This window comes from Lutaonella thermophila (assembly GCF_055387725.1).
Window position 1 is genome coordinate 1,332,733 of sequence record NZ_AP043783.1, and the last position, 14,495, is coordinate 1,347,227.

The 14,495-nt window shown below is 33.8% G+C and carries 15 protein-coding genes; 11 read left to right on the forward strand and 4 right to left on the reverse strand.

What is annotated here, in order from left to right:
* Window positions 1-40: 40 nt before the first annotated feature.
* From ACZ5CF_RS06180 to guaB, 6 genes are all read left to right on the forward strand, one after another.
* A complete protein-coding gene (locus ACZ5CF_RS06180) occupies window positions 41-655 on the forward strand; it encodes a LysE family translocator (RefSeq protein WP_464578288.1) in 615 nt (204 codons plus the stop codon).
* A gap of 41 nt (window positions 656-696) precedes the next feature.
* Window positions 697-1,563 carry a hydroxymethylglutaryl-CoA lyase gene (locus tag ACZ5CF_RS06185; RefSeq protein ID WP_464578290.1) on the forward strand — a complete coding sequence of 289 codons (867 nt, stop codon included), beginning with the start codon at window positions 697-699 and terminating at the stop codon, window positions 1,561-1,563.
* A 139-nt stretch (window positions 1,564-1,702) separates the two neighbouring features.
* Window positions 1,703-2,866 (forward strand): porin, encoded by a 1,164-nt coding sequence (locus tag ACZ5CF_RS06190; RefSeq protein ID WP_464578292.1) that lies wholly within the window; start codon window positions 1,703-1,705, stop codon window positions 2,864-2,866.
* 94 nt (window positions 2,867-2,960) lie between these two features.
* A complete protein-coding gene (locus ACZ5CF_RS06195) occupies window positions 2,961-3,488 on the forward strand; it encodes an FMN-binding protein (RefSeq protein WP_464578294.1) in 528 nt (175 codons plus the stop codon).
* The gene (locus tag ACZ5CF_RS06200; protein ID WP_464578295.1) at window positions 3,489-3,980 is read left to right on the forward strand and encodes a hypothetical protein; all 492 of its coding nucleotides are present in this window, start codon (window positions 3,489-3,491) and stop codon (window positions 3,978-3,980) included.
* Between the two features lie 78 nt (window positions 3,981-4,058).
* Window positions 4,059-5,531, forward strand: coding sequence for an IMP dehydrogenase (gene guaB, locus ACZ5CF_RS06205; RefSeq protein WP_464578297.1), 1,473 nt, complete (start codon window positions 4,059-4,061; stop codon window positions 5,529-5,531).
* A gap of 47 nt (window positions 5,532-5,578) precedes the next feature.
* On the opposite strand, the gene ACZ5CF_RS06210 is transcribed toward guaB, so the two are convergent.
* Entirely contained in the window at window positions 5,579-6,043 is a 465-nt protein-coding gene (locus tag ACZ5CF_RS06210; protein WP_464578298.1) for an SRPBCC family protein, read from the reverse strand.
* Between the two features lie 141 nt (window positions 6,044-6,184).
* Between ACZ5CF_RS06210 and ACZ5CF_RS06215 the strand changes: the two genes are divergently transcribed.
* The 5 genes from ACZ5CF_RS06215 to ACZ5CF_RS06235 all read left to right on the forward strand — a co-directional run bounded on the left by ACZ5CF_RS06215 (window position 6,185) and on the right by ACZ5CF_RS06235 (window position 12,507).
* On the forward strand, window positions 6,185-7,042 hold the full coding sequence (locus ACZ5CF_RS06215) for a peptidyl-prolyl cis-trans isomerase (RefSeq protein WP_464578299.1): 858 nt from the start codon (window positions 6,185-6,187) through the stop codon (window positions 7,040-7,042).
* A gap of 4 nt (window positions 7,043-7,046) precedes the next feature.
* Window positions 7,047-8,459, forward strand: coding sequence for a peptidylprolyl isomerase (locus tag ACZ5CF_RS06220; RefSeq protein WP_464578300.1), 1,413 nt, complete (start codon window positions 7,047-7,049; stop codon window positions 8,457-8,459).
* Window positions 8,460-8,462: 3 nt separating this feature from the next.
* Window positions 8,463-9,416, forward strand: coding sequence for an AAA family ATPase (locus ACZ5CF_RS06225; RefSeq protein ID WP_464578301.1), 954 nt, complete (start codon window positions 8,463-8,465; stop codon window positions 9,414-9,416).
* A gap of 178 nt (window positions 9,417-9,594) precedes the next feature.
* Window positions 9,595-11,859, forward strand: coding sequence for an aconitate hydratase (locus tag ACZ5CF_RS06230; RefSeq protein ID WP_464578303.1), 2,265 nt, complete (start codon window positions 9,595-9,597; stop codon window positions 11,857-11,859).
* 87 nt (window positions 11,860-11,946) lie between these two features.
* Window positions 11,947-12,507, forward strand: a complete 561-nt coding sequence (locus ACZ5CF_RS06235; protein ID WP_464578305.1) for a TlpA family protein disulfide reductase — start codon at window positions 11,947-11,949, stop codon at window positions 12,505-12,507.
* Here the strand turns inward: ACZ5CF_RS06235 and ACZ5CF_RS06240 are convergent.
* The 3 genes from ACZ5CF_RS06240 to ACZ5CF_RS06250 are packed head-to-tail and all read right to left on the reverse strand — an operon-like array spanning window position 12,497 to window position 14,494.
* The gene (locus ACZ5CF_RS06240; RefSeq protein WP_464578307.1) at window positions 12,497-13,192 is read right to left on the reverse strand and encodes a lycopene cyclase domain-containing protein; all 696 of its coding nucleotides are present in this window, start codon (window positions 13,190-13,192) and stop codon (window positions 12,497-12,499) included. The two genes, ACZ5CF_RS06235 and ACZ5CF_RS06240, sit on opposite strands and share 11 nt — an antisense overlap.
* Complete coding sequence (locus ACZ5CF_RS06245; RefSeq protein WP_464578308.1) at window positions 13,189-13,644, reverse strand: sterol desaturase family protein; 456 nt, start codon at window positions 13,642-13,644, stop codon at window positions 13,189-13,191. Before ACZ5CF_RS06245 ends, ACZ5CF_RS06240 begins: the two co-directional genes overlap by 4 nt.
* Before the next feature lie 10 nt (window positions 13,645-13,654).
* Window positions 13,655-14,494, reverse strand: coding sequence for a phytoene/squalene synthase family protein (locus ACZ5CF_RS06250; RefSeq protein ID WP_464578310.1), 840 nt, complete (start codon window positions 14,492-14,494; stop codon window positions 13,655-13,657).
* Window position 14,495 lies beyond the last annotated feature (1 nt).

Here is a 14,495-nt window from a genome sequence, read left to right on the forward strand (position 1 = left end):
TATAAAGATTTCATACTTTTGAGCGTTAAGAATATTTATTTTGAACACAGAAATACTTGTAACATTTATTGTAGCCAGTATGATGCTTACGGTGTCTCCGGGACCCGATATTATTTATGTTTTAATGCAAAGCATCACTAACGGAAAAAAATATGGTATTGCCACAAGTGCCGGATTGGTTACCGGTATTATAGTGCATACAACATTAGTTGCTTTTGGAGTATCTGCTCTAATAAAAGAGAGTCAAACACTATTTACAATCATTAAAGTTTTTGGAGCGTTTTATTTGTTTTATCTGGCTTATAGAGTTTTTAAAGAAACCTCTAATTTGAGTATAAATCAGCAAATAGTGCCTCAAAAAAAGCTTACCGAATTATACAGGCAAGGGTTTATTATGAATGTGCTAAATCCTAAAGTTTCTATTTTTTTTCTGGCTTTTTTTCCTGGTTTTTTATTTAGCTCAAGCCTATCAACAATAACACAATTTTATGTTTTGGGCATTGTCTTTATGCTACAAGCTTTTTTAATTTTTTGCTTGGTTTCTGTATTAGCAGGAAGTATAGCAACATATTTAAATAATAACAAAGCAACCCGGTTGTTTAAATGGTTACAAATTATAGTGTTTATAGGAATTGGTATTTTTATACTCTTGTAAAATAGTAAGTAAGTATATTAAACCTGTTTATATTTATAACAGTGAATAATAAAGTAAAGATTATAGAATGTCCCAGAGATGCCATGCAAGGCATTAAAATGTTTATACCTACACAAAAAAAGGTACAATACATTCAATCTTTATTACAAGTTGGGTTTGACACCATAGATTTTGGAAGCTTTGTGTCGCCCAAAGCTATACCTCAAATGGCAGATACGGCTCAGGTACTCTCTGCGTTAGATTTATCTAAAACCAAGAGTAAGCTATTGGCAATTGTAGCTAATGTAAGAGGTGCGCAAGATGCTGTACAATTTAAAGAAATTCATTATTTGGGTTATCCGTTTTCTATTTCAGAAAACTTTCAAATGCGTAATACGCATAAAACCATTGCACAAAGTATAGATGTTTTAAAAGAAATTTTAGAGATAGCTCATGCAAACAATAAAGAGGTTGTAGCTTATTTGTCTATGGGGTTTGGTAACCCATACGGAGATCCGTGGAATGTAGAAATTGTAGCAGAGTGGACTGAGCGATTGTATAACATGGGTGTAAAAATTTTATCATTATCCGATACAATCGGAAGCTCTACACCAGACGTTATAACTTATTTGTTTTCTAACCTAATACCCAAATACCCGGAAATAGAATTTGGAGCACATTTGCATACCACCCCAACCACTTGGTTTGAAAAAGTAGATGCAGCTTATAAAGCAGGCTGCAGACGTTTTGATGGAGCAATACAAGGATTTGGAGGCTGCCCAATGGCCAAAGATGAGCTTACAGGAAACATGCCTACAGAGAAATTACATTCGTACATGACGTCTGTAAAAGCAGAAACAGGTATTAGTGCTATGCACTTTGAAAGTGCTTATAACGAAGCTTCTAAAATATTTAATGCATATTATTAGTATTATTTATAAAGACGATAAGTAATTATAAAAAAATATTATTTAAAATTAATCTAAATTAAGTTTGCAGACTTGTTTGAGCGTTTTATATTTGCCACCGCAAAAAACAATTGTTTATAACAAGTCTAAATAAACTTAAATGAAAAAAATACTTACTACCGCTGTTGTACTGCTACTTTGCAGTAATGTTTTTTCTCAAACATTAATAGATTCTATTCAGTTTGACCCACAAAAGCAACAGAATGCTGCTCAAAGAATTTTATCTGGAAACTATGGTAAAGAAGTAACTCTTGGAGGGTATGCTGAAGTATTGTATAACCAACCTGAAGGCGATAACGGTGAGCTAGACGTTCAGCGTTTTGTATTACTTGTTGGATATAAGTTTACAGATCAAGTACAGTTTGTTACAGAAATTGAGCTTGAGCATGTTGAAGAGGTTTTTGTTGAACAAGCGTTTGTTAACTACAACGTTGCCAATAACTTTAACATTAGAGGAGGTTTAATGCTTGTTCCGATGGGTATTATTAACGAGTTTCACGAACCCACTACATTTAACGGTACAGAGCGACCTGCAGTAGATGGTTCTATTGTGCCAACTACATGGAGAGAAATAGGGTTAGGAGTTACCGGAAGATTTGATAATTTATCGTTAGGATACCAAGCATATGTATTTAATGGTTTTGCTTCTGTTAATGGAGAAAAAGTACTTGGAGGAAGCAATGGTTTACGTAACGGACGTCAAAAAGCAATCAAATCAACCATAAACAAGCCTAACTTTTCAGCAAAATTTGATTACTATGGTATTCCGGGCTTACGTTTAGGGTTAGCAGGTTATTTTGGTAGAACTCAAGCAGAAGACGATGTAGATATGATTGAAGGGTCTGATGTTGGAATTAGTATGATTGGTTTAGATGCCAGATATGCTTACAGACGTTTTACTGCCAGAGGTCAGTTTATACATGCAAGCTTAAAAGACACTGAGGCTTACAATGCACTTTACGAAACAGATTTAGGTAGCGCTTTACAAGGCTGGTATATAGAAGGAGCTTATAACTTATTACCGGAAGATAAAAAACAAAAGCTATTTGCGTTTGCAAGATATGAGCAGTACGATACCCATGCAGACACAGCCGGAAGCTTGCAGCGTAACGATGCTTATAACAGAAACGATTTAACCCTTGGTTTAACCTACCACATAGCACCGGGGGTTGTGGCAAAAGGAGATTATCAAATTCGTGATAATGCTGTAAGTGGTGCCGATGTGCCTAACAGATTAAACTTTGGTATAGGAGTTTGGTTCTAATTATATAAAAAATCAAAAGCCTAATAAACTGGAGCAACTTTTGTTGCTCCGGTTTTTAGCGTTTAAGTACGCAAATAATTAATACTTTTGCATTATGATAATTAAACACGCTTTAATTCTTACACAATTACTTTTCTTATTAGTTCTCGGGATTCCGAGAAATATCCAAAAAAAGGTAGATAAGGAAATTAAATCTGCTTTTAATGTAGAACAATTCAATCTTAATCCGGTTGTAATTACTCCGGAACTAAATAAAGAACTCCCGTCTGAGTTTGGTGAAGAAAACTTTTTTGAGATTGTTAGTAATAACAAACGATTAGGGTTTGCTTACTTAGCCCAAGCACCCAGTAAAACAGCTAAGTTTGATTATTTAGTTGTTTTAGATAACGATTTAATTGTTGTAAAAACTAAAGTGTTAGTGTACCGAGAAGAATACGGAGGCGAGATTGGAAGTAAAAGATGGTTAAGACAATTTACCGGTAAAACCCAAAACGATAACTTAGTTTATAAAGAAAATGTAGCTGCTATAGCAGGCGCAACAATTTCTGTGCGCTCAATGACAAATGCTATGAACAACTTACTAAAATCATTAAAAATTCTTCATCAAAAACAAGTCTTATAAATGCAATTAAACGGCCTGCTGCATACTTTTCCTAAAGAAATTAAGCTTTTAATTGGAGTTTTCTTAATAGTATTAAGCGTTGGGTTTTATACAGGTTTGTTGTTTGTAGAAAAAACATCAAACGCTAATCCGCAAGGCATAGAAGAGCATTATTTAGGAAATGAAAATGATGAAGATGCTGCCGTTATGAAATTTAAGAAAAGCGATAAAGAAATGCTTACTCTTGTGCATAACCATGTGCTATCTATGTCGGTTATTTTCTTTTTGGTTTCTTTATTGCTAGCAACAACCAAGCTTAATAAAAACATTAAGCATTTTTTAATGATAGAGCCTTTTATCTCTGTTGTTTTAACGTTTGGAGGAATTTATTTACTCTGGACAGGGATGCTCTGGATGAAGTACATTGTTATGTTTTCCGGGGTATTAATGACCCTTAGTTTTTTAGCTTCAACCCTTATTATTTTTTACCAGTTATTTACAAAATCAAGATAGTTTAATTAAGCAAGTTACTTACTTTATTATCAGTAAAAAAGTAGTATATTTGCGTGCAACTAATTTACAAGTTGCACCATGAAATCTCACCAAAATAAATTTGTAGGCCAAGGATTAACGTACGATGATGTACTACTTGTTCCCGGCTACTCAGAGGTACTTCCCAGAGAGGTAAATATTCAATCAAAATTCACCAGAAACATTAACTTAAATGTGCCAATTGTATCGGCTGCAATGGATACCGTTACAGAAAGTCGTATGGCAATTGCAATGGCACGTGAAGGAGGTATTGGCGTTTTACACAAAAACATGACAATAGAGCAGCAAGCGCTCAAGGTTAGAAAAGTAAAACGAGCCGAAAGCGGAATGATTTTAGACCCGGTAACATTACCTTTAACGGCAAAGGTTATTGATGCCAAAAGAAGCATGGCAGAGCACAGCATTGGCGGAATTCCTATTGTAGATGAAAAAGGCTATTTAAAAGGAATTGTTACCAATAGAGATTTGCGATTTGAACGTAATAATGATAGACCGATTGTTGAGGTAATGACGTCAGAGAATTTGGTAACCACTAAAGAAGGAACATCACTTACCGATGCCGAAGAAATTTTACAAGCTAACAAAATAGAAAAACTTCCTGTTGTTACTAAAGATAACAAGCTTGTTGGGCTAATAACGTTTAGAGATATTACCAAACTAACCCAAAAACCAATTGCTAATAAAGATAAGTACGGCAGATTATGTGTTGCAGCAGCCGTTGGGGTTACTTCAGATGCCATTAAAAGAGCAGAAGCATTAGTTAATGCCGGGGTAGATGCAATTGTTATAGATACTGCTCATGGGCACACAAAAGGTGTGGTTTCTATACTTAAACAAGTTAAAGAAGCTTTTCCTGATTTAGATGTTGTGGTGGGGAATATTGCAACAGCAGAGGCAGCTAAATTTTTAGTAGATAATGGTGCAGATGCTGTTAAAGTAGGAATTGGTCCGGGGTCTATTTGTACAACTCGTGTAGTTGCAGGAGTTGGTTTCCCTCAATTATCTGCCGTTATGGAGGTTGCACAAGCAATAAAAGGCAGTGGAGTTCCTGTAATTGCAGATGGAGGTATTAGGTATACCGGAGATATTCCAAAAGCAATAGCAGCCGGTGCAGATTGCGTTATGTTAGGTTCTTTATTGGCCGGTACAAAAGAATCTCCGGGAGAAACAATTATATACGAAGGTAGAAAGTTTAAATCGTACCGAGGGATGGGCTCTGTAGAGGCAATGAAAGAAGGAAGTAAAGACCGTTACTTTCAAGATGTAGAAGACGATATTAAAAAGCTGGTACCCGAAGGCATTGTTGGTAGAGTGCCTTACAAAGGAGAATTGGTTGAAAGCATGCACCAATTTGTAGGTGGTTTAAGAGCCGGTATGGGATATTGCGGTGCTAAAGATATTGCTACCTTAAAAGAAACAGCAAAATTTGTTCAAATTACATCAAGCGGTATTCACGAGAGTCATCCGCACAATGTTACTATTACTAAAGAAGCTCCAAATTATTCCAGATAATTTTTAAATAGCAGTAAAGCAAAAGCGCTACTTTGGGTAGCGCTTTTTTATTTATTTTCTGTATTGGTAACAGATTTTCCTTCTTCAACAAAGGCTTTAAAATCTTTCATGTATTGGTAGGATTGCTTTTTAAATGCTCCCGGCATAATAAAGGCAAAAAACTTCATGGCAAAACTAGAAAACTTAAACTCGCTCTCAGAAGTCCATTTAGTAGTTGTATCGTCTAAAGCTTCAAAATAATTTTTTTGAATATTATGTACCCCTTTTGCATCATATGTACCGTGAAACTCATGTGGTAAATTTATTTTTGTAATGGTTTCTACCATGGTAATTTCTCTTTTCCCCATTTTGTAAGTAAGCTCAGCTTGAGCTCCTTCTTTACCCGGAGTGCCAGAAATATGATTGTAGCTAACAAAGCCACGTTGCCAGTGTTTCATATTCTCAACACTATCAAACTTTTTTATGACCTCTTCTAGTGGTGCTTGTATTGTAATTTCTAATGTATATTTCATAGTTTGGTTGGTTTTGGTTTCTATTTTGCAAGGTAGAAAAAATAAACTGCACCTATTTATAAAAATGTGTTAATGCAGTTAGTTTACTTGGCTACAAGAGCATAATTATTAATTTTGCTTAGTTATAAAGTTGAGAGTATTTTGAGAAAGATTAATAGCTTGTTGTTACTTTTTGGTTTGTTGTTATCGTGTTCGTATTTTACAAAACAGCCAGACGATTTGGAGGTGGTTGTTGCTAGAGTTGGCGATAATTTTTTGTATGAAAAAGATATTAAATCGTTAGTTACAGACGGGTTATCTAAAACAGATAGCGCCCTTTTAATTAATAATTACATTAACTCTTGGGCATCTAAGCAATTACTATTAGAAAAAGCAATTATAAATTTAAGCGAAGAAAAACAAGAGGCTTTTAATAAGCTAGTGAATGATTATAGGGCAGACCTTTATATAAGTGCCTATAAAGAAGCTTTGGTGTCTAAATTTGTAGATACTGCCGTAAGTAAAGATTTAATAGAAGAATATTACGAAGCAAATAAAGAAAACTTTAAGCTTAATCAAGAGCTTATAAAATTTCAATACATTAGTTTACCTAAAGCCTTTACTAATAAAAACGATATAGTAAACAAGTTTAAAAACCTAACACCCGAAAACATATCATATTTAGATTCTGTTGCATTGCAATTTAAATCGTATAGTTTAAACGATTCTATTTGGGTAAAAGCCACGCAATTAATGCAAAAAGTTCCCGCAATAACATTCGAGAATAAAGAGAAATACTTAAAAAAGTCACAATTTTTTGAATTAGAAGACTCATTAGGGGTATATTTGGTGAAAATTACCGAGGTGCTACCTCAAAACGAAATAGCACCATTATCTCATTTACAACCAACTATAAAAGAGATAATAATAAACCAAAGAAAATTAGATTTTATTAGAAACTTAGAAAGAGATATTTTAAATGAAGCCACTAAGAAAGCCGACTTTGAAGTTTACAATTAATACCATGAGAACATTATCTTTTTTTGCAGCATTATTTTTTACAACCTTTGTTTTTTCACAAGAAGATACACAGCAAGAGAATGTAGAAAACACTGCCACTGCAGAAACTTCAGAAATAGAACAAGCACCTTTTGAGAAAGTTAAAATAGACGGAGTTGCAGCCGTTATAGGTGAGTATGTGATTTTAGAATCTGACGTAGACAAAACCTTAATAGATTTAAAAAACCAAGGTATAACAACCAAAGAACTTACCCGATGTAAATTGTTGGGTAAATTAATGGAAGATAAACTTTATGCTCACCAAGCCGTTCAAGATAGTATAGAGCTTACAGATGCTGAGGTTCAGGCAACAGTACAACGTCAAATAGATTACCTTGTACAACAAGTTGGCTCTATAGAAAAAGTTATTGAATTCTATAAAAAGCAAGACGAAGAAAGCTTTAGAAAAGAGCTTTTTGAGATTAATAAAGTTAGAATGCTGGCAGAGAAAATGAAAGAAGATATTGTTAGTAAAGTAGAGATTACGCCAGAAGAAGTAAAACAATTTTTTGAACGAATTCCTGAAGAAGAAAGACCGGTATTTGGAGCAGAATTAGAAATATCTCAAATAGTTATAGAGCCCGAAGTGCCGGAAGAAGAGAAAAAAAGAGTTATAGATAAATTAAACGAAATTAGAAGGGATGTTTTAGAAAATGGTGCCAGCTTTAAAACTAAAGCCATACTGTATTCTCAAGATCCCGTCTCTCGTCCGCAAGGTGGTTTGTATAAAATGACTAAGAAAACGCCTTTTGTTAAAGAATTTAAAGACGTTGCTTTTAGCCTTCAAGAAGGAGAAGTTTCAGAGCCGTTTGAGACTATTTTCGGGTGGCACATAATTTATTTAGAAAAAATAAGAGGACAAGAATTAGACGTAAGGCATATTTTATTAGTACCAGAAGTGCCGGAAGAAGCTAAAGAAAAAGCCCGAAAAGAGTTGTTAGACATTAGACAACGTATTTTAGACGGCGAGATAACTTTTGCTGAAGCAGCCAGAAATTTTTCGGATGATAAAGAAACTAAGTTTGATGGTGGAGTGCTTAGAAACCCTGCAACTTTTGATACTCGTTTTGAGTTAACCAAAATGGACCCCACTTTGTACAATCAAGTAAGTAACCTAAAAGATGGCGAAATATCAATGCCATTACTTGAGCAAGATCAAGGTAAAGTAAAGTATAAAATACTAAAAGTTACAGACCGTTTTGATGAGCACGTGGCAGATTACTCAAAAGATTATACTAGAATTAAGCAATTAGCTTTACAAGAAAAACAATACAAAGCAATTCAAAAATGGATGGCCGAAAAAATTAAAGACACTTATATTTACGTTAGTTCAGATAACAGATCGTGTAATTTTGCTAACAATTGGCTTAAAAAATAAAACATGTCAGACGTTTCGGCTATACAAGAATTAGTAAAAAAACATAACGAATTAAAATCAGAAATAGCTAAGGTTATTATTGGTCAAGAATCAGTAATAAACCAAATTCTACTAGCTATTTACTCAGGAGGTCATGCGCTTTTAATAGGTGTGCCGGGGTTGGCAAAAACCCTTATGGTAAATACAATAGCTCAAGCATTAGGGTTAGAATTTAAGCGTATTCAATTTACTCCAGATTTAATGCCGAGCGATATTTTAGGAAGCGAAATTTTAGATAATAATAGAGAATTTAAATTTATAAAAGGTCCTGTATTTGCTAACATAATTTTAGCCGATGAAATTAATCGTACTCCGCCCAAAACGCAATCTGCCTTATTAGAGGCTATGCAAGAGCGCGCTGTAACGGTAGCCGGGCATCATTATAAATTAAACCTCCCATATTTTGTGTTGGCAACACAAAACCCAATAGAGCAAGAAGGAACATACCCGCTTCCGGAAGCTCAATTAGATAGATTTATGTTTGCCATAGAGCTAACATATCCAAGTATTTCTGAAGAAATAGAAGTGGTTAAAGCCACTACAAATGACGAAACACCAGAAATTAAAGCATTATTTTCTGCAAACCAAATTGTAGAAATACAGCATTTAATAAGAAGAATTCCGGTAGCAGATAATGTGGTAGAATATGCTGTACAATTAGTAAATAAAACCAGACCCAATACGCCATCTGCTACAGCATACGTAAATCAATATGTAGATTGGGGTGCGGGTCCGAGAGCCTCACAAAATTTAATTCTTGCAGCAAAAGCACATGCTGCTGTAAACGGTAAATATTCTCCAGATATAGAAGATGTAAAAGCAGTTGCACACGGCATTTTAAAACATAGGGTTATAAAAAATTACAAAGCCGAAGCAGAAGGTATTACAGTACAGGAAATTATAAATGAGCTGCTCTAAGCTTAAGATTAACAATTTATCAAAAAAACAACTTCTTTTTTAAGATTTGTTAAAAATAACACATCGTTTTTGATTATTTGATAAATAAAAAGCAGCAAAAACAACTTTTCGTTGTGTATTTTTAATTTTTGGTTAATTTTTGTAGTTTTGCCAAACTCTAAACCAAAAAACTAAATTTATGGCTTTTGATTTTGATATGATTAAAAAGGTATATGCTCAAATGACTGAGCGTGTAGATAAAGCACGTGAAGTTGTGGGCAAGCCTTTAACGTTGTCTGAGAAGATTTTATATGCGCACTTGTGGGATGGTATGCCAACTCAAGCATACGAAAGAGGAAAGGATTATGTTGATTTTGCTCCCGATAGAGTTGCGTGCCAAGATGCAACAGCTCAAATGGCATTATTACAGTTTATGCAAGCCGGAAAGAAAAAAGTAGCTGTACCTACAACTGTACACTGCGACCACTTAATTCAGGCTAAAATGGGAGCAACCCAAGATCTTCAAGCCGCATTAAATAACAGTAACGAAGTTTTTAAATTTTTAGAGTCTGTTTCTAATAAATACGGAATTGGTTTCTGGAAACCCGGAGCCGGTATAATACATCAAGTTGTTTTAGAAAACTATGCGTTCCCTGGTGGTATGATGATTGGTACAGATTCTCATACTGTAAATGCAGGAGGGTTAGGAATGGTAGCTATTGGTGTAGGTGGTGCTGATGCTGTAGATGTAATGGCAGGGATGCCATGGGAATTACGTTTTCCTAAACTTATCGGAGTTAAATTAACCGGAAAGCTAAACGGTTGGACTTCTGCTAAAGATGTTATTTTAAAAGTTGCAGAAATTTTAACTGTTAAAGGAGGTACCGGATGTATTGTAGAATATTTTGGCCCTGGTGCTAAAAACCTTTCTTGTACAGGTAAAGGTACAATCTGCAACATGGGAGCAGAAATAGGTGCTACCACATCTACCTTTGGTTACGATGAGTCTATGGAACGCTATTTAAGAGCTACCGGTAGAGAAGAAGTAGCCGATGAGGCAAACAAAATAAAAGAATACTTAACTGCTGATCCTGAGGTGTACGAAAACCCGGAGCAATATTTTGATCAGTTAATAGAAATAGATTTAGATACACTACGTCCGCACTTAAATGGTCCGTTTACTCCAGATTTAGCTACACCTGTAGGAGAAATGGGAGAAAAAGCTAGAAAGAATGGATGGCCGTTAAAGGTAGATTGGGGATTAATAGGTTCTTGTACCAATTCATCGTACGAAGATTTAACTCGTGCAGCATCTATCGCTAAACAAGCTGTAGAGAAAAAAATTAAGCCAAAATCTGATTTTGGTATTAACCCTGGTTCAGAGCAGATTAGATATACTGCTGAGCGCGATGGTATTTTAAAGATTTTTGAAGATTTAGATGCTACAATTTTTACTAATGCATGCGGACCATGTATAGGGCAGTGGGATAGAAGTGATAGAAAAGGAGACGAAAAGAACACCATTGTACACTCTTTTAACAGAAACTTTGCTAAGCGTGCAGATGGCAACCCTAATACACATGCTTTTGTTGCTTCGCCAGAAATGGTAGCAGCTATAGCAATTTCAGGTAGATTAGACTTTGACCCAATGAATGATACTTTAATTAATGAAGACGGGGAAGAGGTTAAATTAGAAGAACCAAAAGGAATAGAGTTGCCTCCTAAAGGTTTTGATGTTGAAGATGCAGGATATATTGCTCCTGTTGAAGACGGAAGCAATGTTGAAGTTGTGGTAGACCCTAACTCAGAGCGCTTACAATTACTTACACCTTTTGAGCCAATTGGCTTTGAGATAAAGGGGGCTAAACTATTAATTAAAGCATTTGGTAAGTGTACTACAGACCATATATCTATGGCAGGACCTTGGTTACGCTATAGAGGTCATTTAGATAACATTTCTAATAACATGCTTATTGGAGCGGTAAACGCATTTAATAAGAAAACAAATTTTGTTAAAAACCAACTTACCGGAGAGTACGATGCTGTACCTAAGGTACAACGCGAATACAAAGCAAAAGGTATAAAATCTATTGTAGTAGGAGATCATAACTATGGTGAAGGGTCTTCTAGAGAGCATGCCGCAATGGAGCCTCGTCACTTAGGAGTTGTGGCTGTATTGGTAAAATCGTTTGCTAGAATTCACGAAACAAACCTTAAAAAACAAGGAATGTTAGCATTAACTTTTGCAAACGAGAATGATTACGATAAGATACAAGAAGATGATACCTTTAACTTCTTAGACCTACATGAATTTGCACCAAACAAACCACTTACAATAGAGGTTGTTCATGCAGACGGAACCAAAGATATTATTGTTGCAAATCACTCTTATAACGAAAACCAAATTGAGTGGTTTAAAGAAGGTTCTGCTTTAAATCTTATTAAAAAGCAAAATAACGCTTAATATACTATGAAATAGCAAGCTAAAAACTCCTGATTTTATCAGGAGTTTTTTAGTTTTGAACTTAGCTAAATTTCACACGCTTAAACGATGAAAAAAAGAAAAAAAACGATTCTGAATATTCTTTTAATATTATTTGTGCTTTCGTTTTTTGTAACACCATTAGGTTACGAGTCTAAAGTGTTTTTAAATAGGATTTTTGCTTTTAGTCCGGATATAATTCCAGAACAAGAACGTGAAACTATTGAAGATTATAACTGGCAGTTAAAAGATGAAAACTGGAATTTTTTTAACTTCAATAAATCTAAAGGGAAAGTAATTTTTGTAAACTTTTGGGTGTCATGGAAAGTTCCTTCTGTAGCCGAATTAAAAAGTATAGAGAAGCTTTTCCATGACTATAAAGACAAAGTAGATTTTTATATAATTACTAATGAGGAGCGTGAACCTGTTGAAGAGTTAATGTCTAAAAGAGGATTTAATTTTACACCTACTTATTTGATTATTGGAGAAAAAATGCCTTTTAAAGAATTTAAAGCTCCTTCTACTTATATAGTTAATAAATACGGAGAAATTGTTGTTAAAAGAGAAGGTATTGCTAATTGGAATTCTAAAGAGGTCAGAAAACTACTTGACCAGCTTGTTAATGAGTAGTTTTCTTTTTAGCATTAAAATACTCTAACAAACTTAAGTTGCATAATATTAAAGTAAAAGCATAAACACTATCTTCTACAGGTATTGTAAACATTCTAATACCCAAGTTTTCAGTGTTGTTATACCAAACTACAGGATTGTCTATAAAGCTCCCTGTTAAAATTCCATTTACCAAAAAAAACGGAATTAGCATCACTAAAAAAGTAAGATAATATTGTTGCAATAAGCTCAAGTTGTTTTTTAAAACAAACAATAACACAATACAAGCTAAACCAAAATTAACGGTTGTGTACCATTTATCATAAAATACAATAGCTAATAAAGCAAAAAGTATGCAGAGTACTATGCTTAATCTTTTGGCAACTTTTTTAGAAAGTTTTAAATGCGGAAAATAATACAGTAGTGCATAATGTGTAAAAACACAGGCATAAGGAATACATATAAAAAACAACCATTCTTCTATTGGTAAACTTAAAAATGTTGTAGAAAGGTAGTAGGTGCTATTAAAACCCCAAAAGCCGTTAATTGTAAATAAAACATCCCAAAATATAAATACTATGGTAGTTATAATTATGGCCTTAAATAAAGAAGGCCATTTTTTATAAAATTTTAATTTAGGATGAAAGCTATACAAAAAAGGAATGGCAATAGAACCAATATTTAACAACAAGTATAAATACTTCATTTGGTGTTTTTAAAGTACTTAAACGGAACCACTAACATTCCAAAGCACTCTCCGTCTTCTTTATGAATGCTTTTATGATGAATTTTGTGGGCCCTTCTAATGGCTTTTGCGTAACGATTGTTGGCATTCCTGAACCATTTAAAACGTTGGTGTATAAAAATATCATGTACAACAAAATAGGTTATACCATAAGCTAAAATACCAAGGGCAATTGGTAAACAATACCAAACATCTTGATATTTCCAGAATAAAAAACATACTATGCTAACAACAGCGTAGAAAATAAAAAAAACATCATTTCTTTCAAACCAACTATCATGATCTTTTATATGATGATCTTTGTGTAAAGACCATAAAAAACCATGCATTACGTACTTGTGTGTAAACCAAGCCATAAACTCCATAATACAGAATGTAAGTAAAAAAGTACCTATCCAGAGTAATACATCCATAGTTATAAAATTACATTAAATTTAGTTGGTATTTTACATAGCTTCTTGTTAAAAGCTCAATTTTTTTATAATTAGGAACTCTAATTCTAGTTTTTCTAATTTCTAAAGCAGGAGTATTTTTTAACTTTTTTAGTAGTTGTCTGTAATATCTGTAAGCTATAAAAACTCCAAATTTTGCTTCTATAGGTAGTTGCTTAATACCATTTAACCCTTTAGCAAAATCATTTTCAATGTCGTTAATTATTTCTTGTTTAGTTTGTTCGGTTAGATTGTTTAAATCTACATTAGGGAAGTAGCTTCTGTTTAAATCATCAAAATCTGCTTTTATATCTCTTAAAAAGTTTACTTTTTGGAATGCAGAACCCAAGGCCATTGCATCTTTTTTTAAAGCATCATACTTTTGCTGGTCTCCCTTCACAAAAACTTTTAAACACATTAAACCAACCACATCTGCAGAGCCATAAATATACTCTTTAAACTCTTCTTGTGTTTTATATTTTGTTTTGTATAAATCTGAGCGCATACTTTTCATGAAAGCATCTACTAAAGCTTTATCTATTTTGTATGTATGATATGTATGCTGGAAAGCATTTAAAATAGGATTTAAACTTATTTTATGTTGTAAAGCATGCTCTAAATCTTTTTCAAACCTATCAAACAATTCCTTTTTGTTATAATCATGAAAGCTATCTACAATTTCATCGGCACTCCTAACAAATCCGTAAATATTGTAAATATCTTGCCTTATGGTTGGGGCAAGCATTTTTGTAGCCAGAGAAAAAGATGTACTGTATTTTTTAGTAACCATCTTGCTACATTGGTTAGAAACGTGGTCAAAAATAGATTTCATG